Annotated in this window: 24 protein-coding genes and 1 pseudogene; 19 read left to right on the forward strand and 6 right to left on the reverse strand. The window is 60.4% G+C overall.

Annotated elements, in window-relative coordinates; all coding sequences use genetic code 11:
• Nucleotides 1-695 (forward strand): annotated as a pseudogene (locus tag ACTCHC_RS06320) (sulfite exporter TauE/SafE family protein); the annotation flags it as partial.
• Nucleotides 695-1,456 (forward strand): TIGR02186 family protein, encoded by a 762-nt coding sequence (locus ACTCHC_RS06325; protein WP_463021632.1) that lies wholly within the window; start codon nucleotides 695-697, stop codon nucleotides 1,454-1,456. The pseudogene ACTCHC_RS06320 and the gene ACTCHC_RS06325, both read left to right, overlap by 1 nt.
• Before the next feature lie 12 nt (nucleotides 1,457-1,468).
• Here ACTCHC_RS06325 and ACTCHC_RS06330 read toward each other — a convergent pair whose 3' ends face one another.
• The 3 genes from ACTCHC_RS06330 to ccrA form a co-directional block, all read right to left on the reverse strand.
• Complete coding sequence (locus tag ACTCHC_RS06330) at nucleotides 1,469-3,001, reverse strand: ATP-dependent DNA helicase (protein ID WP_463021633.1); 1,533 nt, start codon at nucleotides 2,999-3,001, stop codon at nucleotides 1,469-1,471.
• Between the two features lie 43 nt (nucleotides 3,002-3,044).
• Entirely contained in the window at nucleotides 3,045-3,233 is a 189-nt protein-coding gene (locus ACTCHC_RS06335) for a hypothetical protein (RefSeq protein ID WP_463021634.1), read from the reverse strand.
• Between the two features lie 141 nt (nucleotides 3,234-3,374).
• Nucleotides 3,375-4,667 carry a crotonyl-CoA carboxylase/reductase gene (gene ccrA, locus ACTCHC_RS06340; RefSeq protein ID WP_463021635.1) on the reverse strand — a complete coding sequence of 431 codons (1,293 nt, stop codon included), beginning with the start codon at nucleotides 4,665-4,667 and terminating at the stop codon, nucleotides 3,375-3,377.
• 371 nt (nucleotides 4,668-5,038) lie between these two features.
• Between ccrA and ACTCHC_RS06345 the strand changes: the two genes are divergently transcribed.
• The 5 genes from ACTCHC_RS06345 (at nucleotide 5,039) to ACTCHC_RS06365 (ending at nucleotide 9,835) form a co-directional block, all read left to right on the forward strand.
• Entirely contained in the window at nucleotides 5,039-7,006 is a 1,968-nt protein-coding gene (locus ACTCHC_RS06345) for a methylmalonyl-CoA mutase family protein (RefSeq protein ID WP_463021636.1), read from the forward strand.
• Between the two features lie 75 nt (nucleotides 7,007-7,081).
• A complete protein-coding gene (locus ACTCHC_RS06350) occupies nucleotides 7,082-7,399 on the forward strand; it encodes an H-NS histone family protein (RefSeq protein ID WP_463021637.1) in 318 nt (105 codons plus the stop codon).
• A 7-nt stretch (nucleotides 7,400-7,406) separates the two neighbouring features.
• Nucleotides 7,407-8,111 (forward strand): purine-nucleoside phosphorylase, encoded by a 705-nt coding sequence (gene deoD / locus ACTCHC_RS06355; protein WP_463021638.1) that lies wholly within the window; start codon nucleotides 7,407-7,409, stop codon nucleotides 8,109-8,111.
• A complete protein-coding gene (locus ACTCHC_RS06360) occupies nucleotides 8,108-8,833 on the forward strand; it encodes a dienelactone hydrolase family protein (protein ID WP_463021639.1) in 726 nt (241 codons plus the stop codon). The genes deoD and ACTCHC_RS06360 overlap by 4 nt, the downstream gene beginning before the upstream one ends.
• Nucleotides 8,834-8,851: 18 nt before the next feature.
• On the forward strand, nucleotides 8,852-9,835 hold the full coding sequence (locus ACTCHC_RS06365) for an aldo/keto reductase (protein ID WP_463021640.1): 984 nt from the start codon (nucleotides 8,852-8,854) through the stop codon (nucleotides 9,833-9,835).
• Nucleotides 9,836-9,847: 12 nt separating this feature from the next.
• Here ACTCHC_RS06365 and ACTCHC_RS06370 read toward each other — a convergent pair whose 3' ends face one another.
• On the reverse strand, nucleotides 9,848-10,171 hold the full coding sequence (locus tag ACTCHC_RS06370; RefSeq protein ID WP_463021641.1) for an EthD family reductase: 324 nt from the start codon (nucleotides 10,169-10,171) through the stop codon (nucleotides 9,848-9,850).
• A 315-nt stretch (nucleotides 10,172-10,486) separates the two neighbouring features.
• On the opposite strand from ACTCHC_RS06370, the gene ACTCHC_RS06375 reads away from it, so the two are divergent.
• The 7 genes from ACTCHC_RS06375 to ACTCHC_RS06405 all read left to right on the forward strand — a co-directional run bounded on the left by ACTCHC_RS06375 (nucleotide 10,487) and on the right by ACTCHC_RS06405 (nucleotide 16,201).
• The gene (locus ACTCHC_RS06375; RefSeq protein ID WP_463021642.1) at nucleotides 10,487-10,822 is read left to right on the forward strand and encodes a hypothetical protein; all 336 of its coding nucleotides are present in this window, start codon (nucleotides 10,487-10,489) and stop codon (nucleotides 10,820-10,822) included.
• A gap of 204 nt (nucleotides 10,823-11,026) precedes the next feature.
• On the forward strand, nucleotides 11,027-12,049 hold the full coding sequence (locus ACTCHC_RS06380) for a TRAP transporter substrate-binding protein (protein ID WP_463021643.1): 1,023 nt from the start codon (nucleotides 11,027-11,029) through the stop codon (nucleotides 12,047-12,049).
• 28 nt (nucleotides 12,050-12,077) lie between these two features.
• Nucleotides 12,078-12,575 carry a TRAP transporter small permease gene (locus tag ACTCHC_RS06385; protein WP_463021644.1) on the forward strand — a complete coding sequence of 166 codons (498 nt, stop codon included), beginning with the start codon at nucleotides 12,078-12,080 and terminating at the stop codon, nucleotides 12,573-12,575.
• Nucleotides 12,572-13,876: a TRAP transporter large permease gene (locus ACTCHC_RS06390; RefSeq protein WP_463021645.1), complete on the forward strand. Its 1,305-nt coding sequence runs from the start codon at nucleotides 12,572-12,574 to the stop codon at nucleotides 13,874-13,876. The genes ACTCHC_RS06385 and ACTCHC_RS06390 overlap by 4 nt, the downstream gene beginning before the upstream one ends.
• A 29-nt stretch (nucleotides 13,877-13,905) precedes the next feature.
• Nucleotides 13,906-15,144 (forward strand): cytochrome P450, encoded by a 1,239-nt coding sequence (locus ACTCHC_RS06395; protein ID WP_463021646.1) that lies wholly within the window; start codon nucleotides 13,906-13,908, stop codon nucleotides 15,142-15,144.
• Nucleotides 15,145-15,246: 102 nt separating this feature from the next.
• Nucleotides 15,247-15,564 carry a 2Fe-2S iron-sulfur cluster-binding protein gene (locus tag ACTCHC_RS06400; RefSeq protein WP_463021647.1) on the forward strand — a complete coding sequence of 106 codons (318 nt, stop codon included), beginning with the start codon at nucleotides 15,247-15,249 and terminating at the stop codon, nucleotides 15,562-15,564.
• A gap of 97 nt (nucleotides 15,565-15,661) precedes the next feature.
• Nucleotides 15,662-16,201, forward strand: a complete 540-nt coding sequence (locus ACTCHC_RS06405; protein WP_463021648.1) for a MarR family winged helix-turn-helix transcriptional regulator — start codon at nucleotides 15,662-15,664, stop codon at nucleotides 16,199-16,201.
• Nucleotides 16,202-16,219: 18 nt separating this feature from the next.
• Here ACTCHC_RS06405 and ACTCHC_RS06410 read toward each other — a convergent pair whose 3' ends face one another.
• Complete coding sequence (locus tag ACTCHC_RS06410) at nucleotides 16,220-16,990, reverse strand: 23S rRNA (adenine(2030)-N(6))-methyltransferase RlmJ (RefSeq protein ID WP_463021649.1); 771 nt, start codon at nucleotides 16,988-16,990, stop codon at nucleotides 16,220-16,222.
• A gap of 176 nt (nucleotides 16,991-17,166) precedes the next feature.
• On the opposite strand from ACTCHC_RS06410, the gene ACTCHC_RS06415 reads away from it, so the two are divergent.
• The 5 genes from ACTCHC_RS06415 to ACTCHC_RS06435 all read left to right on the forward strand — a co-directional run bounded on the left by ACTCHC_RS06415 (nucleotide 17,167) and on the right by ACTCHC_RS06435 (nucleotide 21,896).
• A complete protein-coding gene (locus ACTCHC_RS06415) occupies nucleotides 17,167-17,742 on the forward strand; it encodes a GcrA family cell cycle regulator (protein ID WP_463021650.1) in 576 nt (191 codons plus the stop codon).
• 66 nt (nucleotides 17,743-17,808) lie between these two features.
• Nucleotides 17,809-18,738 carry an ABC transporter ATP-binding protein gene (locus tag ACTCHC_RS06420; RefSeq protein WP_463021651.1) on the forward strand — a complete coding sequence of 310 codons (930 nt, stop codon included), beginning with the start codon at nucleotides 17,809-17,811 and terminating at the stop codon, nucleotides 18,736-18,738.
• Nucleotides 18,735-19,496 carry an ABC transporter permease gene (locus ACTCHC_RS06425; RefSeq protein ID WP_463021652.1) on the forward strand — a complete coding sequence of 254 codons (762 nt, stop codon included), beginning with the start codon at nucleotides 18,735-18,737 and terminating at the stop codon, nucleotides 19,494-19,496. Before ACTCHC_RS06420 ends, ACTCHC_RS06425 begins: the two co-directional genes overlap by 4 nt.
• Before the next feature lie 44 nt (nucleotides 19,497-19,540).
• Nucleotides 19,541-20,917: a 30S ribosomal protein S12 methylthiotransferase RimO gene (gene rimO / locus ACTCHC_RS06430; RefSeq protein ID WP_463021653.1), complete on the forward strand. Its 1,377-nt coding sequence runs from the start codon at nucleotides 19,541-19,543 to the stop codon at nucleotides 20,915-20,917.
• 136 nt (nucleotides 20,918-21,053) lie between these two features.
• Nucleotides 21,054-21,896, forward strand: coding sequence for a class I SAM-dependent methyltransferase (locus tag ACTCHC_RS06435; protein WP_463021654.1), 843 nt, complete (start codon nucleotides 21,054-21,056; stop codon nucleotides 21,894-21,896).
• Here ACTCHC_RS06435 and ACTCHC_RS06440 read toward each other — a convergent pair whose 3' ends face one another.
• Nucleotides 21,897-22,664: an enoyl-CoA hydratase/isomerase family protein gene (locus ACTCHC_RS06440; protein ID WP_463021655.1), complete on the reverse strand. Its 768-nt coding sequence runs from the start codon at nucleotides 22,662-22,664 to the stop codon at nucleotides 21,897-21,899. It abuts the gene before it with no gap.
• Between the last annotated feature and the right edge of the window lie 73 nt (nucleotides 22,665-22,737).

Raw genomic sequence — 22,737 nt, forward strand, 5'->3', positions numbered from 1 at the left:
CGACGAAAGACGGTCGATCTGAAGATGGGATCGGTTCTTCTGGCTGGCGGGTTGGTTGGATCCGGGATTGGCATTTATATCTTCAACCTGCTGGCCCGGATGGGCAGGTCGATCTGCTGGTCAACCTGTGTTATGTCATCTTCCTGGGCGTGATCGGTGCGTTGATGCTGGTCGAAAGCCTGCGCAGCCTGCGCCGGTCAAAGGGCGGCACCATCCGAAAACCCCGGCGTCAACGCGGATGGGTCGATGCGCTGCCGCTGAAGATGAAGTTCCGCACATCGGGGCTGTATATTTCGGTTCTGCCGCCGCTGGGAGTGGGCATGGCCGTGGGCGTTCTGGCCGCCATCATGGGCGTGGGCGGTGGGTTCATCATGGTGCCGGCGATGATTTATATCCTCAATATGCCAACCAAGGTGGTGGTTGGCACATCGCTGTTCCAGATCATTTTCGTGACCGCGTTCACCACGCTGATGCACGCGCTCACCAATCACACTGTCGATATCGCCCTTGCGTTGCTGTTGCTGTTGGGGGGCGTTGTCGGCGCGCAGATCGGCACGCAGATCGGGTTGAAACTGAAGGCCGAACAGTTGCGCGTATTGCTGGCGCTGCTGGTGCTGACAGTTTGTCTGAAACTGGCATTCGACCTGCTGCTGCCCCCAAAAGAGCTGTATTCGGTGGCAACGGGGGCGTTCTGATGCGGATACTGGCGATAGCGCTGGCCTTGCTGACCCCCCTTTGCGCACAGGCAAGCGAAAAGGTCGTTGCCGCTCTCAGCCAGGCGCAGGTCGCCATCACAACCGATTTTCAAGGCTCGGAAATTCTGGTGTTCGGCGCGGTGCAGCGCGAAGCACCGATACCGGCCGACTCGGCGCTGGATGTCATCGTGACGGTCGCAGGCCCGCAGGAACCCGTCACGGTGCGGCGCAAAAGCCGCCGAATGGGGATATGGGTCAATACCCAGGCCGTCCCGATCAGCACCGCGCCCAGTTTTTATGCCGTCGAATCGACAGCCCCCCTGTCACAGATCCTGAACGCTGCCGATGACCGGCAATTGCGCATTTCCATGCATCAGATGATCCGCGGCGTGGGTGTGTTTTTCAGCACACCAGATGCGATACCCTTTACCGATGCGCTGATCCGTATCCGCATGGGCAAAGGCCAGTATACCCAGGATGATGCCGGCGTCACGTTGCAGCAAGACACCCTGTTTCGTGCCGCCATCGCCCTGCCTGCGAACCTGACCGAAGGAACTTATACCACGCGCATCTTCTTGTTGCGCGAAGGCCAGATCGTCGACCGCTATCAGACCAGCATCAACGTTTCCAAGGTCGGGCTGGAACGCCTGCTGTTCAATCTGGCGCAGGATCAGCCGCTGATTTATGGCCTGCTGGCCATCGTGCTGGCCGCGATCGCAGGATGGGCCGCTTCGGCGCTGTTTCGCTATATCCGCGGCTGAGATACGCCTCGCCTATTCGTCGTGGGCGGAGGTCAAGGTCAGCGGCGCGCGCACCACAGTCAGATCATCCACAGACAGCGGCATAGTGGGCTTGGCCAGCCTGTTGCGCACCACCCAGAACAGGCGGTGTTCGGCCCGGGTGATCGCGACATAGGCCAGTCGCTTCCAGAGAGGCTGGCCCGCCTCGACCCGCCCCATCCGGGCGGCGGCGAAAAGATCGGGCGCGAAGACCTGCACATTTTCCCATTGGCTGCCCTGCGCCTTGTGGATGGTAACGGCTGCACCATGCAGAAATGCCGCGCCCATACTGGCCGCTTGCGGGATGAACGGCTCTTCCTGATCGGGCAGTTCGATCTTGATGATCGAGGCCACCGATACCTGTGGCTCTTCGGCGCCAAGCACATGCAGCCGCGCGAATCCGCCACGTGCGCCGGACCCCAGATAGATGACCTGCGCGCCCTTGATCAGGCCGCGCGCTTCCAGGTCGATCCGTTTCTTGCGGTGTTTGAGCGGTAGCTCGATCCCGTCGCAAATCAGTGGCTCGCCCGGCAACAGATCATCGTCGGGTGCGCCGTATGCCGCGCGAAACGCGGTGATCAGGCGCACCCGCGTGGCATTGCGCCAGACCAGCACCGGGCTGCGCGCCATCAGGTCCGATTCAACCCGTTCGGCCATCACCACCCTGTCGTCCCGCGCCGCGATTTCGGCGACCATGTTTTCAAACGCCTCGAATCCGATTTCGGGATCGGCCAGCGCATGCGCCAGATCAAGAATCGGGTTGTCCTGCGTTTGCCGATGGATGCGATGCAGGATCAGCTTGCGGCTGTCGTCCAGCCCGTCGAACACCATCTGGCCCGACTGGTTGACCGGCGCAAGCTGCGCGGGGTCGCCAAAGATCAGCAGCGTCGGGAAAATTTCCTGAAGGTCTTCGAACTGCCGGGCATCCAGCATCGAGGCCTCATCCACCAACCCCACATCCAGCGGCTCTTCCCGCCGTTTCCAGCCCTTGATGAAATCAGACCCCTTCAACCCTGCCGAGGCCAGCGCACCCGGGATCGACTTGTTCACCTGGTAATAGGCAAAGGCCCGGTCCAGCGCCACGTCGGTCAACCCTTCGACCGTGGGGCGGTCGCCATTTCCCGCCAGCCATTCGGCGATCTTTTCATATTCCGGATCATAGACCGGCGTATACAGAATGCGGTGAATCGTGGTCGCGGGCACGCCGCGCCCGCGCAGCACGCTGGCGGCCTTGTTTGTCGGAGCCAGAATCGCCAGCGTGCGGCGATCCTTGCGGCGGCGGCCTTCATAATCGCCTGACACCACCTCGCCCCCCGCATCTTGCAGGGACTGGTACAAATGGGCCAACAGCATCGTCTTGCCCGAACCGGCCTTGCCGATCACAGCCAGAACCCGCTGTGGGGTGTCCTCGCTGCGCGGGGTCAGCAGGCCCGCGTCAAGATCAATGCCGACACCGCGCAAGGCGTCGGCCATGCGGTCAAAGGCCTCGGCCTGATCATCGGAAAATTGCAGGGCAGTGCTGGACATGCCGCGACCCTATAGCCCGTCCCGCCGCTGCGCCAGCCCGTTTCTAGGGGCGCCCCAAACCGCGCACCGGCCTGCCTTCGGCACCTGCATGTGTGGCCGCCCCCGGACCTGCCAGATCGCGCCGCGCCACCGTCAGCGTAGCGTCCAGTTCACTTGCCAGCGACAGCATTCCATTCTGTCTGGCAAAACTTCTGAGGTCGGTCAGAACCTCGATTATCCACTCATTGGGCATTTTGTCTTCGCCTTTGGATCATTGTCATTGGTCCAGACACAACCTTACCGTGTATATTTTGTATTGAAAGCCTTTTCTGCAGCCATAAGAAAAGCCCCCCGCGCAGCTGCGACAGGGGGCTTTGAAATCAAATCAGCAGGATCAGACGGTTGGCCCGGCCTCCAGCACGTCTTCCAGGGTGCGCAACCCTGTGCGCGGCGCCTGAACCAGCACGGCCATATTGCCGGGCTTGTGTTCATTGCGCATCATCTTGACATGCGCGGTGGGAATTTCGGCCCAAGGGAACACTTCCGACATGCAGGGGTCGATGCGGCGTTCGACCATCAGCTTGTTTGCCGCAGCGGCCTGCTTCAGATGCGCGAAGTGGCTGCCCTGCACCCGTTTCTGATGCATCCACAAATAGCGCGCATCCATCGTCAGGTTGAACCCCGACGTGCCCGCACAGATCACGACCATTCCGCCTTTTTTCACCACGAAAACCGAAACGGGAAAGGTCGCCTCGCCCGGATGTTCAAAGACCATGTCGACATTGTTGCCCTTGCCGGTGATGTCCCAGATGGCCTTGCCGAATTTGCGGGCCTCGGTGAACCATTCCTTGTATTCGGGGCTGTTCACCTTGGGCATCTGGCCCCAGCATTTGAAATCCTTGCGGTTGATCACGCCACGCGCGCCCAGACCCATCACGAAATCACGCTTGGATTCGTCGGAAATCACCCCGATCGCATGGGCGCCAGCCGTATTGATCAACTGAATCGCAAAAGAACCCAGACCACCCGACGCACCCCAGACCAGAACGTGCTGCCCCGGCTTCAGATCATGCGGTTCATGCCCGAACAACATACGATAGGCAGTCGCCAGCGTCAGCGTGTAACACGCACTTTCTTCCCAGGTCAGGTGCTTGGGGCGCGGCATAAGCTGCTGCGCCTGGACGCGGGTGAACTGTGCGAATGATCCGTCGGGGGTTTCATAGCCCCAGATCCGCTGGCTGGGCGAGAACATCGGATCGCCACCGTTGCATTCCTCGTCGTCGCCATCGTCCTGATTGCAGTGAATCACGACCTCGTCGCCGACCTTCCAGCGTTTCACCTTGTCACCCACGGCCCAGATGATGCCAGAGGCATCGGAACCGGCAACGTGGAAATCGGCACCATGCACATCAAAGGGGCTGATCGGAACGCCAAGCCCGGCCCAGACGCCGTTATAGTTAACGCCGGCCGCCATGACCAGGACCAGCACCTCGTGGCTGTCGATCGCGGGCGGCTCGACCACTTCGACCTGAAACGATTTGTCTGGCTCGCCATGACGTTCGCGCCGGATCGTCCAAGCATACATTTTCTTGGGTACATAGCCCATCGGAGGCATTTCCCCGATTTCATACAAATCCTTTTCGGGCGCTTCATAAGACAGAACATCTGTGCCGGTATCGCGTGCCATCAAAGCCTCCTAGTCTCACATGTTCGCTGCGTTGCAGAATCATTCTAGTTTGTCATGCCGAAGTAAAGATCGAAAAGAAATATTGCAACTGAATTTGGGTAACTTTTGTAATATTATGTCTCGCGGGATGCGCAAAACCTTGAATAGGGTGCTTACCCGGCGGCAGCAACTGCCGTTTCAAATGCATAATCTGCCCAGATACACAGCTTCTACAGGCATTTCATGGCCTGTTCACATGAAAAATGCACCGCATATTGGCCGCACGCATAGAATCAGCCAAACTTGCCGCAGCGCGGCGAATTGACATGGGCATATAGTTTCAGTTAATTCGCATGATACGCAATATTATTGCCGCACCAGATGAGGGCCCGATGACCGAGATGCAAAAAGACCGCCCCTGGCTGTTCCGGACCTATGCCGGCCATTCCACCGCAAAAGCATCGAACGAACTGTATCGCGGCAATCTGGCCAAGGGCCAGACCGGCCTGTCGGTGGCCTTCGACCTGCCCACGCAGACGGGCTATGATTCCGACCATGAACTGGCACGGGGTGAGGTCGGTAAGGTTGGCGTGCCGGTCAGCCATCTGGGCGACATGCGGATGCTGTTCGATAATATCCCGCTGGAACAGATGAACACCTCGATGACGATCAATGCTACCGCGCCCTGGTTGCTGGCATTGTATATCGCCGTGGCCCAGGAACAGGGCGCCGATATCACCGCGCTTCAGGGCACAGTGCAGAACGACATCATTAAGGAATACCTGTCGCGCGGCACCTATATCTGTCCGCCCGCGCCCAGCCTGCGGATGATCACGGATGTTGCGGCCTTCACCCGCGAACACCTGCCCAAATGGAACCCGATGAACGTCTGTTCCTATCACCTGCAAGAGGCCGGCGCCACACCGGAGCAGGAACTGGCCTTTGCGCTGGCCACGGCCACCGCCGTTCTGGATGACCTCAAGGACAAGGTGCCCGCCGAACACTTCCCCGAAATGGTCGGCCGCATTTCGTTCTTTGTGAATGCAGGCATCCGGTTCGTGACCGAGCTGTGCAAGATGCGCGCCTTTGTCGAGCTGTGGGACGAGATTTGCGAAAAACGTTATGGCGTGGCTGACCCGAAATTCCGCCGCTTCCGGTATGGCGTGCAGGTCAACAGCCTGGGCCTGACCGAACAGCAACCCGAAAACAACGTCTATCGCATCCTGATCGAAATGCTGGCCGTCACCTTGTCGAAAAACGCCCGCGCCCGCGCCGTGCAACTGCCCGCCTGGAACGAGGCCCTTGGCCTGCCCCGCCCCTGGGATCAGCAATGGTCGCTGCGGATGCAGCAGATCCTGGCCTATGAATCCGACCTGCTGGAATATGACGATCTGTTCGACGGCAACCCGGCCGTGACCCGCAAGGTCGAGGCGCTAAAAGACGGCGCGCGCGCCGAACTGGCGCAGATTGACGGGATGGGCGGCGCGGTGGCGGCCATCGACTATATGAAATCACGCCTTGTCGAAAGCAATGCCGAGCGCATCACCCGGATCGAGGGCGGAGAAACCATCGTCGTCGGCGTCAACCGCTGGCAGGCCGGGGAACCTTCGCCGCTGACAGCGGGCGATGAGGCAATCATGGTCGCAGACCCCGATGCCGAGGCCGACCAGATCGCCCGGCTGACCGCCTGGCGCGCCAGCCGCGACAACGATGCCGTCAAGGCCGCCCTTGCCAGGCTGCGACAGGCCGCCGCCAGTGGCGAAAACATCATGCACGCCTCGATCGAAGCCGCCCGCGCCGGCGCCACGACCGGCGAATGGGGCGATATGGTGCGCGCGGCCTTTGGCCAGTATCGCGGTCCGACCGGGGTATCGAAGAACCCGTCGAACCGCACGGAAGGTCTGGAAGACATCCGCGCGCAGGTCGATGCGGTATCCGACAAACTGGGCCGCCGGCTGAAATTTCTGGTGGGCAAACCCGGCCTTGACGGCCATTCCAACGGCGCTGAACAGATTGCGGCCCGCGCACGCGACTGCGGCATGGATATCAGCTATGAAGGCATCCGCCTGACACCCGCTGAAATTGTCACCGCCGCGCAAGAGGAAGACGCCCATGTTGTGGGCCTTTCCATCCTTTCGGGCAGCCACATGCCCCTTATCGCCGAACTGATGGACCGGATGGCCGCCGCCGGGCTGGGCCATGTGCCGGTGGTCGTGGGGGGCATCATCCCAGAACCAGACGCCCAACGGCTGCTGGCGATGGGCGTCGCACGCGTCTATACCCCCAAGGATTTTGAGCTGAATCGCATCATGTTCGATATCGTCGGGCTTGTTGATCCTGCCCCTGTGGCTGCCGAATAGGCCGTTCCGGCGCCCGATTTTCATTGCGAAGCCACCGTAATGATGGTTTTTCTCCTGTATCCAAGGAGAAAAACCATGAAATTCGATCTCGACACGATGTCGCGCCAGGACTTGATCACCCTGCGTGCCGATATCGACAAGGCACTTGACCGTCTAGCCGCGAAAGAAAAGAAACTGGCGTTGCAGGCGGCGGAACAGGCCGCGCGCGCCTATGGGTTTTCACTGGCAGAACTGACGGCAAGCGACACGGGCAAGGCGCCGAAACCGGCCAGGCCCGCGAAATACCGCAACCCCGCCGATGCCAGCCAGACCTGGAGCGGCGTCGGCCGCCAGCCGGGTTGGGTGAAAACCGCCCTTGCCGCTGGAAAATCGCTGTCCGATCTGGCGATCTGAGCCACGCATGACCATTCATATCGGCGCACAACCGGGCGATATTGCTGAAACCGTCTTGCTGCCGGGGGATCCACTGCGCGCCAAATGGGCCGCAGAAACCTTTTTACAGAATACCACCTGCGTGAACAGCGTTCGGGGCATGCTGGGCTATACCGGCACCTGGCGCGGCAATCCGGTCACGGTTCATGGCACCGGCATGGGCATGCCATCGCTGTCGATCTATGTGAACGAACTGATAACCGCCTTTGGGGCAAAGACGCTGATCCGGATCGGATCTTGCGGCGCGATGCAGGATCGGGTGCAGTTGCGCGACGTTATACTGGCCATGACCGCCAGCAGCCTGTCAACGCCATCGCGCGGCATCATGCGCGATCTGAATTTTGCCCCCTGCGCCGATTACGCATTGTTGCGCGCGGCGGCGGATGCAGCACAGGCCCGGGGGGTTCCGGCCCATATCGGCGGCATCTATTCATCGGATGTGTTTTATGATGAACGCCCCGACCTGAATGAACAGATGGTGCGCCACGGCATTCTTGCCGTCGAAATGGAAGCGGCCGAACTGTATACTCTTGCCGCGCGATACAACCGTCGCGCGTTGGCCGTTCTGACGGTCAGCGACCATCTGTTGACGAAACGGGCGCTGTCGCCGCAGGACCGGGAACAGTCTTTTGGTGACATGGTTGAAATTGCATTGGAGGCTGCATTCGCATGACACAGATCACCACGGAACACTTTGATTATGATGGCCCCGGTGGCCCGTTCCAGGGCACAATCAGCTGGGACAGCGATCAGACCGGGCCGCGCCCTGTTGTGCTGATCTTTCCCAATGTCGACGGGCAGCGTGATTTCGATACCGACAAGGGCCGCGCTTTAGCGGAACTTGGCTATCTGGGCATTGCCGTCGATGTTTACGGCAAGGGCCGGCGCGGTGAAACCCGCGCCGACAGCGTTGTTTTCATGAACGAGCTGAACAAGGATCGCCCCCTGCTGCTGGCGCGGATGGATGCGGCACTGGCCGCCGCAAAGGCGCATCCGCTGGCTAATGCGACAGCTGTTGCGGCCATCGGGTTCTGCTTTGGCGGCAAATGTGTGCTGGATCTTGCGCGGTTCAACCGCGGCCTGCGCGGCGTCGTCAGCTTTCACGGCGTGTTCGACGCCCCGCCCGACCTGCCCGATACCAGGATCGAAACACCGATCCTGATCGCGCATGGCTGGAACGACCCGCTGGCCACACCGGACCAAACCGTGGCGCTGTGCGCCGAATTGACCGCCCGCGAGGCAGATTGGCAATTGCATGCCTTTGGCGGCACCGGCCACGCCTTTACCCATCCAGGCGCGAATGCGCCTGAACGCGGCGCGGTCTATCATCCCCAGTCGAATGCCCGTTCATGGGTGCATATGCGGCGCTTTCTTGCCGAATGCTTTAACGGCTGACCAGACAGGAGACCCAAATTGCAAAAACGGAAACTGGGGGCCAACGGCCCCATGGTCGGCGCCATTGGCCTGGGCTGCATGAGCTTTGCCGGCTTTTTCGGCAGCACCGACGAAGACACCAGCCTGGACTGCATGCAGGCCGCCGTGGATGCGGGCATTGATTTCTGGGATACGTCCAACATCTATGGCATGGGCGTATCGGAACGCGTGATTGGCAAGTTTCTGGCGCAAACCCGTGCCAAGGTCGTCGTTGCCACCAAGGTGGGCATCAATGTCGGCCCGCCCCGGCATTATGACAATTCGGCCGATCACATCCGGTCCGAACTGGAAAAATCGCTGGAAAAACTGGGGCGCGACAAGGTGGAATTATATTACATCCATCGCCGCGAACAGGAACGCCCGGTCGAGGAGGTCATCGAAACCCTGGCCGGATTGATCGACGACGGCCTGATCGACGCCTATGGCCTGTCCGAGGTTTCGCCCGGCACCCTGCGCCGCGCCCATGCGGTGCACCCCTGCGCCGCCGTTCAAAGCGAATATTCGCTGTGGACGCGCCAGCCCGAACTGGGGATGATTCAGACCTGCCGCGAACTTGGCGTGACCTTCGTGCCGTTTTCACCGCTGGCGCGCGGCATGATGGGGCAGGTTTCGCCCGACCCCACCAAAATGGAACCGCACGACTGGCGCCAGACCAGCCCGCGTTTCGTCCAGCCCAATTTCAGCTATAACAAGGCCGCCATCGACGGGTTCCGCGCCTTTTGCGCCACGCGAGGCTGGCGGGTGCCCGCCGCCGCGCTGGCCTGGGTATTGGACAAGGGCGATGACATGATCCCGATCCCCGGCACCCGAACCGCCGCGCATCTGCGCGAATGGCTGGGGGCCGAGGATATTCAGTTTACCGATCAGGACCGCGCCGAAATCGAACGGCTGCTGCCCGTGGGGTTTGCCCATGGTGACCGGTACAGTGACACCCAGATAATCGGGGTCGAACGATATTGCTGAGCCTGCGGCGGGTCAGACCACCTTGTTGTCAGTCAGGCTGACCCGCAGCGTTTCCTGTGTAAAAATCTTGATGTCTGCCGCAGTTGCCTGCCCTTCGGGCGACGCGAAAGCCGCCGCCATTGCAGCGGCATCGGCGAATTCAAGCACAGCATAACCCGCAACCTTGCCGCCATTGGGCGTGGTCAGGGCGGCGTCGCTGTCGATGAAACAAATATGATAGCTGATCAGCCCGGGCAGCTTGGCTGCAAGCGGCCCATGTGTATTCAGCCAATAATCGCGAAATGCCTCGACCTTCATACCCGCCTTGGGCACCAGATAGCTGGAGATTTTGAACATGCTTTTTCCTCCTATTGATATGGCATCATGGATAGAGACCCCCTGAAAGCGCGGCAAGCCTTTCCGGCGACAATTCATGATACCCGCCGCGCCGGCGCATAGGGCACAGTGCGCAGCGCCCCCCCTCAACAGCACGATCCATCCGGCCCGCCAATGGTCAAAACAAACAGAACAGATCGGTTGACAGATAGTACACTGCGGTACTACCGTATTTGAAAGCGCGGACAGAATGACCTATTCAACTGGGCGACAGAAATATTCCGCCAATAAAAGCACGACCGCCGGACACGTCCGGCCGACTTAAATGGGGGGGAAATGGACGACCAATCACTGTCGTCGATGGACGATTATTTTGTCCATCAGATTGTTGAGCCGGTTAGGCATGTCGGAACCTCCGACAAACCGATTGACCGGCGGCCCGGCTTTCCCAGTGATCGTGACAGCACCACTCTGACCGGCGCGCCTCCGAACCATTACCATCATTACTGGCCGTTCAACGCCTTCAAGATGGTCTGCATCTGGCAATGCAGCCCTGAATTGATGCACGCGGCGGGCAGCATCAGCCACGAAAAGGCCTATGGCCTGCGCAATGCCACGAAAACGGCACCCCATATCCGGCGCGCCCTGAACAGCCCGCGGCGGATGCCTTGATTGGGGGGCTTACAGCGCAATGACATCCCGCACTTCAATGATTGGTGGAGGTTACCACCAGGCAGGGCAGTGACGAACTGCTGCCGTCGTATCGGTATGATCGCAGCCAAGCACCACCATCACCCGTAAAGGCCGGGAACAGGCCTGTCGGGGATCGGAATTCGGATGGCAGATCGCCTGTCCGTATCAAAGGGAGGAAAGACTATGGTCAATGCACTTAGAAAGATCATGACAGGGGCCTTTGTCAGCCTGGCAATTTCCGCGCCATCGCTGTCGGCCGAAACTCTGACACTACGCTATTCGAACTGGCTGCCGCCAGGCCATCTTCTGGAAGGCGTCTTCAATCAGTGGTTTGAAGATGTCGAGCGTGTGACCGAAGGCCGCGTCACCTTTACCACCTTTCCCAAGGTTGTGGGCAGCGTTCCTGCCCAACTGGATGTCGTTGCGGACGGCCAGGCCGACCTTGCGTTCTTCGTCGCGGCCTACAAGCCTGGCCGCTTTGTGATGACCCAGGCCTTCGAACTGCCGTTCCTGTGCGGATCGCAACAGAAAATGGTGAACCTGCTGAATACCTATTACCCAGAGCAACTCGGCAAGTTCGACGAGTTCAAGGGCGTGCATGTCGTCAGCCTGTTCCAGACATCTCCGGCGCAGTTCTTTACCGGCGACAAGGAAATCAACACGATCGAAGATTTCAAAGGTCTGAAAATCCGCACCGGTGGCGGCACCATGGTGCAGGCGGCTGAATTGCTGGACATCGTTCCTGTGCAGAAACCGGCTTCGGAAATGTATGAAATCCTGTCGGCGCGCATTGCCGATGGCACGATGACCCCGGCCGAGGTGATCAAAAGCTTCAACCTTGTTGATCTGATCAAACAGGGTCTGATCGTCAAAGGCGGCATCGCCGGTGGCGCAATCCTGTCGTTCATCATGAACGAAGACAAATGGAACCAGATCAGCCCCGAAGACCAGAAGGCGATCAACGCCATTTCCGGCGATGTGATGGGGCAAGCCACCGCCGAGAAATACATCGCATCCGACAACGTTTCGCTTGACGCGATGAAGGCGGCAGGCAGCAATGTCAAGGAAGCCTCGGCCGAACTGACGGCAGCCCTGAAACAGGCACTGGCACCGATTGAAGCCGCCTGGATCGAAAAAGCCCGCGCTGCGGGACTCGAGACCCCGGAAAAGGTGTTGGCCGATATCCGCTCGGCTTGCGGCGAATAACCGGCACCTGACAAAAAGGACAGATCCCGTGGCACGGCATATCATACGCATCATCGAACGCGTCCTGACAATCATGATGGCCCTTGCCATCATCTGTCTGACGCTGCTGGTCTTTGTCGATGTGATCGGACGGGGTCTGTTCAATCGCCCAGTGGTCTGGGGCGGCGAAGTCGTGGAAATCCTTGTGGCTGTGCTGATCGCATCCGCATTTCCGCTGATCGCCAGGTCGGGTGAGAACATCTCGATCGAACTTGTTCCCGCCAAGGGCCATCTGGACACCGGGCTTCGATATCTGACGGCGATCGCCGGGTTTGGCGTGTTCCTGCTGCTGGGCTGGGTGATGTTCAAGAAAGCCGCTGACGTTGCCGAATATAACGAGACCACCATGATCCTGTCACTGCCGCTATGGATATTCGCGGGCTTCCTGGGGGTGCTATTCGCCGTCACCGCCATTTCATTTCTGATTGCGCCCGTCACAGGCCAAAGCGGCCGCGACAACGTAGATGCGCCTGGGGTTTCCCGATGATCACCGCCTTGACGTCATTCCTTGTTCTGTTCGGGCTGCTCATCCTGCGCATGCCGATCGCGCTGGCGCTGCTGATGACCGGCATCGGGGGCTATGCCTATATCGTGAACTGGAAGGCCACGATCGGGATGATCGGCACCGTTTTGTGGGACTTCTCGTTCTCTTATTCGCTCAGCGCCATTCCCCTGTTCGTGCTCATGGGAAATCTGGTCGCGCGGTCCGGCATTGCCGACGATCTGTTTCTTGCCGCCGAAGCCTATCTGAAGAAGACCCGCGGCGGGCTGGCCATTGCAACCGTGTTTTCCTGCGCCGGTTTCGGTGCGATCTGCGGATCCAGCGCGGCAACGGCAGCCACCATGGCCAAGGTCGCAATCCCGCCCATGCGCAAGCTTGGATACAAGGATGAATTGAGCTCGGCCACCGTTGCAGCCGGCGGCACATTGGGCATTCTGATTCCGCCCAGCATCTTGCTGCTGACTTATGGCGTTTTCACGCAAACCCATATTGGCAAGCTGTTCGCGGCGGGGCTGATTCCGGGCATCGTCGGCGCGCTCGGCTATGTCATCGCGATCAAGCTGTCGGTCTGGCGCAAACCGCATCTGGTGCCCGCCCCAGATGTGGGCAGGGCTGGCGGCGCCAGTGAAAAGTTTCACAAGCTTATACGCATCTGGCCCGTCATCGTTCTGTTCCTGCTTGTCATGGGCGGCATATACGGGGGCTTCATGACCTCGACCGAGGCCTCGGGCGTTGGGGCCTTTGGCGCCTTCGTTCTGGCGGCCTCGCGCAGGGGGTTCACCATGCGCGCGATGTTCGAGGTTCTGATCGATTCCGGCAAGCTGAGCGCGATCATCTTCGCCATCATCCTTGGGGCGGGATGTTTTGCCGAATTCCTGAACCAAAGCGGCATTCATGTTACCTTGACGCAGATGATCACCGGGGCCGGAATCCCCTCTTACGGTGTGATCCTGATCATCATCGGCATCTACATCGTGTTGGGCTGCGTGCTGGAAAGCGTCGCGCTGGTGCTTTTGACCATTCCGCTGTTCTTCCCGGTGATCGTGGCATTGGGATATGATCCGGTATGGTTCGGCATCCTGTTGGTGATCGTCACCGAACTTGGCCTGATCACGCCACCCATCGGGCTGAACCTGTTCATCATTCAGGCGGCCATGCCGGGCGTCAGTCTGCGGACGATCATCACCGGTATTGTGCCTTTCATTGCGCTCGATATCGTTCGGGTCATGCTTATCGCTTTTGTACCCGTCATTTCACTTTGGCTGCCTGGGATACTGTTCCCCTAAGCTGCCGCACACCTCAGGGAGGAGACCACATGGATCAACAATTCGACAATGATATCGCCGATCCCAAAACATACGGAGATCTGGACAAGCAACACGCCCTGTTCACGCAAATGCGGGCAAACGATCCCGTGCATTGGACAGCGCCCGAAGGCTATCGCCCGTTCTGGACGATAACCAAACACGCCGACATCATGGAGGTTGAACGCCAGCCCGACAAGTTTCTGGCCTATCCGCGCAGCAAGCTGTTTCCGATCGAATACGAACTGAAGATGAAAGAGGCCGCCGGGGGCAAGCCGCATTTCGGGCGCGCGATTTCGCAGATGGATATGCCCGAGCACAAGGTTTATCGCCAGATCGCGCAGGAATGGTTCCAGCCCAGCCCCATTCACGGCCTGTCGCCCAAGATCATCGAACTGGCCAAGCGCAGCGTCCGCGATCTGGTGGCCAAAGGCGGGGCCTGTGATTTCTATAAGGAAATCGCCTCGCCCTATCCGCTGCGGGTGATCATGCTGATCCTTGGCATCAAGGATGACCCCGAAAGCGAACGCAAGATCATGGATGCCACTGCGCGCTATTTCGGCGGTTCCGACCCCGAGGTCGGCCAGGGTGAAGGCATCATCGAGGCAACCTTTCAATATTTCGATTTCTTCGAGCCGCTGAATAAGGAAAAGCGGGACAATCCCACCGACGATGTCGCCTCGCTGATTGCGAATGCCAAGATCAACGGTGAACCGATCGACCCGGCCATCGCACAGATGTATTTTGTCGCCCTGGCCGGTGCCGGCCACGATACCACCGGATCGACAAGCGCGGGCGGCGTGCTGGCCATGATCCAGAACCCGCAGGAATGGGACAAGCTGAAAGCCAACCCCGACCTGACCCATGCCGCCGTGGAAGAAATGATCCGCTGGGTTTCACCGGTCAAACACTTCTTCCGGACCGCCAAGGACGATTACGAACTGCGTGGCAAGAAGATCAAGGCTGGCGACAACCTTCTGATCGCCTTCCCGTCGGCCAACCGTGACGAAGACGTGTTCGAAGACCCCTGGTCGTTCCGGATCGACCGCAAGCCCAATCGCCATCTTGGCTTTGGCTTTGGTCCGCATATCTGCCTTGGCATGGCGCTGGCGCGGCTGGAACTGCAGATCTTCTTCAAGGAGCTGATGCCGCTGGTCAAACGCTTCGAGCTGAACGGCGACCCCCGCTGGACCTGGACCAACTTCGTGGGCGGCCTCAAGACCTTGCCAGTCAAATACGAACTGGAATAACCCGGCAATGCCTGCGGACGGCGCGGCAATCTGCCCGCTTTGTCCGCAGGGGGCCGCGCCGGCAGCAACACGATAAGAACACAGACAAAGGAAAAGGATTCTATGCGCCTCGTTTTCATAGATGTTGAAGGAGTGCAGACCGAACTGGAGGCAAGCGCTGGTCGCTCTGTCATGGAAGTAGCGGTTGAACACGGTATCGCAGGCATAGATGCGGAATGCGGCGGCTCTGCCTCATGCGCGACATGCCACGTCAGGGTTGACGACAACTGGCTGGCCGTTGTCGGAGACCGCAATTCCAACGAAGACGCAATTCTTGGCTTTCGTGACGATATCAGCCCGCAGGATCATCTGGCCTGCCAGATCGAACTGGCCGATACGATGGATGGCATGATCGTGACAGTTGTGCCGCGCGATTGGTAACGCAGTGCCATGTCCTATGTGCGACCGCGTTGCACTGCAGGTGCAGGCGTGTAAAACCACAGCGCGCCACACGGACGCCGGATCGGGGGTAAGACATATGAAAGGTGCAAGCAGACTTGCCGCGATCGACTGGAGCGTTCCGGCGATGGCATGGGTTCTGCCGAACCTGCCCAGCGCCGAAACGGTTCTGATCCGTCTGCTGCGCCTGAACCTTGCCAGTGTCAGCGAGGTTCTCGATGGCGAGTTCCGCAAAGCCGGCATGACCGAACTGACCTTCCAGGTGCTGTGCCTTCTGATGGCAAGCCCCGATGGACAGGTTACCCCCAGCGACCTGAGCGAACTGGCCGGCACCAGCCGGGCCAACATGACCCGGATTCTGGCATCACTGGTCGAAGACGGCTTTATCGAGCGCGAGACCGAAGCCAATGACGCCCGCCGGTCAAACATCAAGATTACTCCGGCCGGAAGATATGCGACCGAACGCGCCGCCGATCATCTGGCCGAACCCATCCGCCGAATCTTTTCGGGGTTGACCGAACACGAATTCGCCCAGCTGGAAGCCCTGCTGCGCAAATCCATTCTTTCCGTCAGCGACCGTGCACATCCCTTTGCCAGCATCTCTTCCATGGGGAAATGATCCGGCGTCCACCTGCCACTAGCCGACAAGACGCGCCAGCCGCTTGGCTTCGTCCGCCAACCCCCAGGGCGGGTTGATGACGAACATGCCGCTGCCGATCATGCCATGGCCCGCGCGCGCCGGTGGAAACGTGATTTCATGTCGCAGCGCATCCGGATGGGCCGCCACCAACGCGGACAGCATCGACACATGCGCGCCGCTGGTCAGGATCGGATACCACAATGCGATAATTCCGACATTCCACTTGCGCGCGACCTGGCCGACAAATACCGGCAATGTGGTATAGTCTGTCTTGATCTCGTAACTGGGATCAATCAGCATCAGCCCCCGGCGCGGGGTCGGCGGGCAGATCGACAGCGCCATCGCGCACCCGTCATGCCGGTAACAGGTTGCCCGATATCCACCCATCGCCTGTTGCAACGCGGCAAATTCCTGCGGATGCAGTTCGGCCAGATGCAGCGCATCGCCCGGCCGCAACGACATCGCCGCCAACAAGGGCGATCCGGCATAGGCATCCGTGCCATAGGCTGCGCGCACCTGCGCCATCCGCTGCGCATAGGGATGGGCGGCATCAAAGCGATCTGCCAGCCGGGCAATACCCGCCGCCGCCTCTCCGGTCTTGATCGCTTCGGGCGCGGACAGCATGTAAAGCCCCCGTCCCGCATGTGTCTCGACATAGCTGACCGGCTTGTTCTTGCGGGTCAGATAGTCAAGCATCCAGCACAAAAGCGCATGTTTGTGCACATCGGCCAGATTGCCCGCGTGATAGATATGCTGATAAGACAGCATCAGAAGGCCATCCCGGTTGAAACGCCCATCTCTTTCCCCATCTTTGGCTGCAAGCACCGGGCTTGTATCCCATACGCCGCTCCGAATAGAATAGGGGCTGATCAGAATTCCCACAGCGATCGGCAGGGACTGGGCCAGCAGGCCCGCCGCCGGGGGCTGTCAGCCAAGGAAATGCCATGTCCTGGACCGAAGAACGCGTCGAGACGCTTAAGAAAATGTGGGCCGAAGGCCAGTCTGCCAGCCAGATCGCCAAGGAACTGGGCGGCGTGACCCGCAATGCCGTGATCGGCAAGGTTCACCGGCTGGGCCTGTCGAACCGTGCAGGCGCAACAGGCGCCCCCGCCAAGCCGGCCCCGGTGGAAAAACCTGCCCCTCGGGTCGAGCCAGCCGCCGCGGCACAACCCGCGCCGCGCGCCGATGCTGAAACCACCACCACCGAATCGCCTGCGACGGTCGTGCAGATGCCCGCCCGCCGCCAGATCATCCCGGCCGGCCAGCCGCTGCCGCCGCAGCCTTCGGCCAATGAGATCAGCCCCGAAACGCTGGCATCGGTGCGCGAGGTCGAAAAGAAAGCCAAGCGTCTGACCCTGATGGAACTGACCGAACGCACCTGCAAATGGCCCATCGGCGATCCGGCGACGGACGATTTCTGGTTTTGCGGGTTGTCCACGCAGCAGGGCAAACCCTATTGCGAGGCCCATGTCGGCGTGGCTTTTCAGCCGATGAGCGCCCGGCGCGACCGCAAAAGATAATCCCATTGTGGAAATGACGCGCCCGCGGGCCTATGTCCCAGCGGGCGCAACAGACGGATTCACCCCATGCCGCCGATCATTTCCGTATCGAACCTGACCAAATCCTATGCCAGCGGCACACCTGCCCTGAACGACGTTTCGCTCGACATCGAACAGGGCGAAATTCTGGCTCTGCTGGGCCCCAATGGCGCGGGCAAGACCACGCTGATTTCCATCATCTGCGGGCTGGTCACATCCACATCCGGCAAGGTCACGGTAGGCGGGCAAGATATCGTCACCGATTTTCGCGCCGCGCGCCGGATGATCGGGCTGGTGCCGCAGGATATCGCGCTGGAACCGTTCGAAACCGTTATACGCACCACGCGCCTGTCGCGCGGCCTGTTCGGTGAACCCCGCGACGATGCCTATATCGAAAAGGTTCTGCGGTCGCTGTCGCTATGGGACAAGCGTAACAGCCCCACGCGCGAATTGTCAGGCGGCATGAAACGCCGGGTTCTGATCGCCAAGGCCCTGTCGCATGGCCCGCGTGTTCTGTTCCTGGACGAACCCAGCGCCGGCGTCGATGTCGAATTGCGGCGGGAGATGTGGCAACTGGTGCGCGATCTGCGCGCGCAGGGCGTTACAATCATCCTGACCACGCATTACATCGAAGAGGCCGAAGAGATGGCCGATCGCATCGCCATCATCAACAAGGGCCGCATCCTGCTGGTGCAGGACAAGGCCGACCTGATGCGCAAACTGGGCCGCAAGCAATTGCGGCTTGACCTGCAAAAGCCGCTGGAAATCGTACCCCGATCCTTGATCCAGTATGGGCTGAAACGATCACAAGACGGGCGCGCGCTGATTTATGATTACGACACCCAGGCCGAACGCACCGGCATCACGCGCCTGATTGCCGACCTGGCGGCGGAAGGCATCGCGGTGCGCGACCTTGACAGTTCGCAAAGCTCGCTCGAACAGGTGTTTCTGGAACTTGTGGACGAGGACAGCGCATGAACTGGCGATCCATACAGGCCATCTATATCTTTGAAATGGCACGCACCTTTCGCACGATCGGCCAGTCGATCCTGTCACCGGTCCTGTCCACGGTGCTGTATTTCGTGGTCTTCGGGTCGGCCATCGGCAGCCGGATAAACGCCGTCGAGGGCATCAGTTACGGGGCGTTCATCGTGCCGGGCCTGATCATGCTGACGCTGTTGCAGCAATCGGTCGCCAACGCCTCCTTTGGCATCTATTTTCCGAAATTCATCGGCACGATCTATGAACTTCTGTCTGCGCCGGTCTCGTTCATCGAGATCGTCATTGGCTATGTCGGGGCGGCGGCCACCAAGGCGGTGATGATCGCGCTGATCATCCTGGCCACGTCATCGTTTTTCGTTGACCTTCACATCCTGCACCCGGTCTGGATGCTGGCATTCCTGTTATTGACGGCAATATCCTTTGCCCTGCTGGGGTTCATCATCGGCATCTGGGCCAAGAACTTTGAGCAGCTGCAACTGGTGCCGCTGCTGATGATCACCCCGCTGGTGTTTTTGGGCGGCGCGTTCTATTCGGCGTCGATGTTGCCGACCTTCTGGGCAACCGTGACGCATTTCAACCCGGTTTTCTATCTGATTTCGGGGTTCCGCTGGTCGTTCTATGGGGTGGCCGATGTGCCTGTGGGCCTGTCGCTGGCCGCGGTCAGCCTGTTTCTGGCCGCCTGCCTGGCCATGGTATGGTGGATCTTCCGCACCGGCTGGCGGCTGCGGCAATGATTGTGCCGCTTTCCCGGCCCTGAAATCCACGCTATAGGCCGCGCATGACACAGAACCCGCCCGATCTGCGACCCGACCTTGCCCGCGCCCGTGTCACCGACACGCGCCGCCCCGGCCAGCCGACCATCGGCATGGTCAGCCTTGGTTGCCCCAAGGCGCTGGTGGACTCTGAGCGCATCCTGACCCGCCTGCGCGCCGAAGGCTATGCCATCAGCCCCGACTATGTCGGTGCCGATGCGGTGATCGTGAATACCTGCGGCTTTCTGGACAGCGCCAAGGCCGAAAGCCTGTCGGCCATAGGCGAGGCGCTGGCCGAAAACGGCCGTGTCATCGTCACCGGCTGTCTGGGGGCGGAGCCCGACTATATCACCGGGGCGCATCCCAGCGTGCTGGCCGTCACCGGCCCGCATCAATACGAACAGGTGCTGGATGCGGTGCATGGCGCGGTGCCGCCCAGCCCCGATCCGTTCATCGACCTGCTGCCCGCCAGTGGCGTCACGCTGACCCCGCGCCACTACAGCTATCTGAAGATATCCGAGGGCTGTAACCACAAGTGCAAGTTCTGCATCATCCCCGACATGCGCGGGCGGCTGCAATCGCGCCCCGCCCATGCGGTATTGCGCGAGGCGGAAAAGCTGGTCGATGCGGGCGTGCGCGAATTGCTGGTGATCAGTCAGGATACCAGCGCCTATGGCGTCGATATCAAACATGCCAGTGACCGGGGCCACCGCGCCCATATCACCGATCTGGCCCGTGATCTGGGGTCACTCGGGGCCTGGGTGCGGTTGCATTATGTCTATCCCTATCCCCATGTGCGCGACCTGATCCCGCTGATGGCGGACGGGCTGATCCTGCCCTATCTGGACATCCCGTTTCAGCATGCGCACCCGGATGTGCTGAAACGCATGGCCCGCCCTGCCGCAGCGGCCAGAACGCTGGACGAGATCGCCGCCTGGCGTCAGACCTGCCCCGATATCACCCTGCGCAGCACCTTCATCGTCGGCTATCCCGGCGAGACCGAGGCCGAGTTTCAGACCCTGCTGGACTGGATGGACGAGGCGCAACTGGACCGGGTCGGCTGTTTTCAATACGAAAACGTCGCAGGTGCGCGATCAAACGCCCTGCCCGATCATGTGCCGGGTGATGTGAAGCAGGACCGCTGGGACCGCTTCATGGCCAAGGCCCAGGCGATATCCGAGGCCAAGCTGGCCGCCAAAGTCGGCCAGACGCTGCAGGTGATCGTAGACGACGTGGACGACGAAGGCGCCACCTGCCGCACCATGGCCGACGCGCCGGAAATCGACGGAAACCTGTTCGTCGACGAGGGTTTCGACGGGATGGCCCCCGGCGATATCGTCACCGTGCAGGTGGACGAGGCCGGGGAATACGATCTGTGGGGGAAAATAGCCCAGCCACAGTAATTGGGCTGGCACACCACCTGCGGTCTCACCCGTCGTGACCCTACGATTTCATTTGCCAAATCCGCGCACAGGGCGCAGCGTTTCCTTGGTGATATCGCCTGCACGCGGCCATTGCCGCCTTCTGGAAGGCCCGAAAATGCCCACCATCGTTCAGGACCATTACACAAGCTACGGGATCGTCGATCGCATCCTTGCCGCAGTGCCCCATGACCGCGCGGCCGGCCAGACCCTGACCGCGCCGCAACTGTTCCCATTCGATCAGTTCCACGGGCGCGAGTTGATCGCGACACGCGAACATGGCGCGCGGCTGGCGCCTGCGACAAGCGACCATATCCTTGATATCGGCGCGGGCATCGGCGGGCCGGCGCGCTATCTGGCGCACACCTTCGGGTGCAAGGTAACCGGGGTCGATCTGACGCCGGAATTCGTGGCGGCGGCCAGCGAACTGACCGATCTGTGCGGCATGGCTGACCGGGTGACATTCACCCAGGCCGATGCCACCGCCCTGTCCTTTGCCGATGCCAGTTTCGATCATGCGGTGTGTTTCTATGTCGGCATGAACCTGCCCGACAAGCCGGGCGTCCTTGCCCAGGCCGCGCGCGTGCTGAAACCCGGCGGGCGGCTGATCTGGACCGAGGTCGTCCTGACTGGCGGCGCACCCCATTTCCCGCTGCCTTGGGCCACGACGCCCGATGGCAGTTTCTTGTCTTCGCTGGCCGAACTGACCGATGGCATGGCCGCCGCAGGCCTGAGCGTGCAAACGGTGGTGGATGAGACATCGGCGATTACGGATCTGGCCCGCCAGCGCCAGCAATTGGGCCAGCAGCCCCCGACCAGCCACCAACAGGCCAATCAGGTCGTACTGGGGCCGGATTTCATGCAACGGCGGATGAACTATATCCGCAGCCTTGCAGACGGTCAGATCGGCAGTGTGTTGATAGAAGCCATGAAACACCAGGCCGCGCATCCCGCATCCTAGTCATTCGCGGGCGGTGCGTTCTTTTTTGCGGGCCATGAAGGCCTTGATCCGGGCGGGCATTTCGGGGTCGCGCCCGGGGCTGCGCAGCACTTCATGCGCCAGGCCGCCTTTCAGGTCCATACCATCTGTGTCACGCATCAACACCTTATAGCTGCGATGGCTGAACCATGAATTATCTACAATATCACGGCAGAACGCCGCAACCTCGGCATCAAATCTGTCATCGGGAAAGCAGTGATTGGCCAGCCCGATCTCGGCAGCGCGCGCCCCGCTGATGGTGCTGGCGCGGAAGATCAGTTCGGCCGCATGGGCATAGCCGATCTTGCGCGGCAGGCGCTGGCTCATTCCCCATTTCGGGGTCATGCCGAATTTGGCATGCGTATCCGCGAATTTCGCATTAGCCGACGCCAGAATGATATCCCCCGCCAGCGCCAGTTCCAGCGCGCCGGTATAGCAATGTCCATGCACCGCAACCACGACCGGCACCGGCAGACCGGCCAGACGTTCCAGCACCAGCGACTGAAAATTGGGATAGGGCAACATCTCGCCCTCGGCGATCTGACCAAGATCATGACCAGCGGAAAAACACGAACCCGCGCCCCGCATCAGGATGCAGCCGACGCTGTCGGGCGCCTGTTCAATCTGGGCGATACACTGGTCCAGCCGTTGAAACACCTCGACCGAAAGGCTGTTCAGCTTGTCTGGCCGGTTCAGACTGATCCGCGCCAGACCATCCTTGATATCAAACAAGACTACATCATCAGCCATTTTGACCTATCCCCCCTCACCCTCCGATAGTTCGGACAGCGCAAGGGGATGTCAAGCAGGACCGCGCGAAGCC

The sequence above is a fragment of the Actibacterium sp. genome, assembly GCF_055134745.1.

Excerpts from the sequence above, each read along its gene's own strand:
- ACTCHC_RS06325 (WP_463021632.1), top strand. The coding sequence starts at position 695 with ATGCGGATACTGGCGATAGCGCTGGCCTTGCTGACCCCCCTTTGCGCA.
- ACTCHC_RS06330 (WP_463021633.1), bottom strand. The coding sequence starts at position 3,001 with ATGTCCAGCACTGCCCTGCAATTTTCCGATGATCAGGCCGAGGCCTTT.
- ACTCHC_RS06335 (WP_463021634.1), bottom strand. The coding sequence starts at position 3,233 with ATGCCCAATGAGTGGATAATCGAGGTTCTGACCGACCTCAGAAGTTTT.
- ccrA (WP_463021635.1), bottom strand. The coding sequence starts at position 4,667 with ATGGCACGCGATACCGGCACAGATGTTCTGTCTTATGAAGCGCCCGAA.
- ACTCHC_RS06345 (WP_463021636.1), top strand. The coding sequence starts at position 5,039 with ATGACCGAGATGCAAAAAGACCGCCCCTGGCTGTTCCGGACCTATGCC.
- ACTCHC_RS06350 (WP_463021637.1), top strand. The coding sequence starts at position 7,082 with ATGAAATTCGATCTCGACACGATGTCGCGCCAGGACTTGATCACCCTG.
- deoD (WP_463021638.1), top strand. The coding sequence starts at position 7,407 with ATGACCATTCATATCGGCGCACAACCGGGCGATATTGCTGAAACCGTC.
- ACTCHC_RS06360 (WP_463021639.1), top strand. The coding sequence starts at position 8,108 with ATGACACAGATCACCACGGAACACTTTGATTATGATGGCCCCGGTGGC.
- ACTCHC_RS06370 (WP_463021641.1), bottom strand. The coding sequence starts at position 10,171 with ATGTTCAAAATCTCCAGCTATCTGGTGCCCAAGGCGGGTATGAAGGTC.
- ACTCHC_RS06375 (WP_463021642.1), top strand. The coding sequence starts at position 10,487 with ATGGACGACCAATCACTGTCGTCGATGGACGATTATTTTGTCCATCAG.
- ACTCHC_RS06380 (WP_463021643.1), top strand. The coding sequence starts at position 11,027 with ATGGTCAATGCACTTAGAAAGATCATGACAGGGGCCTTTGTCAGCCTG.
- ACTCHC_RS06390 (WP_463021645.1), top strand. The coding sequence starts at position 12,572 with ATGATCACCGCCTTGACGTCATTCCTTGTTCTGTTCGGGCTGCTCATC.
- ACTCHC_RS06395 (WP_463021646.1), top strand. The coding sequence starts at position 13,906 with ATGGATCAACAATTCGACAATGATATCGCCGATCCCAAAACATACGGA.
- ACTCHC_RS06400 (WP_463021647.1), top strand. The coding sequence starts at position 15,247 with ATGCGCCTCGTTTTCATAGATGTTGAAGGAGTGCAGACCGAACTGGAG.
- ACTCHC_RS06405 (WP_463021648.1), top strand. The coding sequence starts at position 15,662 with ATGAAAGGTGCAAGCAGACTTGCCGCGATCGACTGGAGCGTTCCGGCG.
- ACTCHC_RS06410 (WP_463021649.1), bottom strand. The coding sequence starts at position 16,990 with ATGCTGTCTTATCAGCATATCTATCACGCGGGCAATCTGGCCGATGTG.
- ACTCHC_RS06415 (WP_463021650.1), top strand. The coding sequence starts at position 17,167 with ATGTCCTGGACCGAAGAACGCGTCGAGACGCTTAAGAAAATGTGGGCC.
- ACTCHC_RS06420 (WP_463021651.1), top strand. The coding sequence starts at position 17,809 with ATGCCGCCGATCATTTCCGTATCGAACCTGACCAAATCCTATGCCAGC.
- ACTCHC_RS06425 (WP_463021652.1), top strand. The coding sequence starts at position 18,735 with ATGAACTGGCGATCCATACAGGCCATCTATATCTTTGAAATGGCACGC.
- rimO (WP_463021653.1), top strand. The coding sequence starts at position 19,541 with ATGACACAGAACCCGCCCGATCTGCGACCCGACCTTGCCCGCGCCCGT.
- ACTCHC_RS06435 (WP_463021654.1), top strand. The coding sequence starts at position 21,054 with ATGCCCACCATCGTTCAGGACCATTACACAAGCTACGGGATCGTCGAT.
- ACTCHC_RS06440 (WP_463021655.1), bottom strand. The coding sequence starts at position 22,664 with ATGGCTGATGATGTAGTCTTGTTTGATATCAAGGATGGTCTGGCGCGG.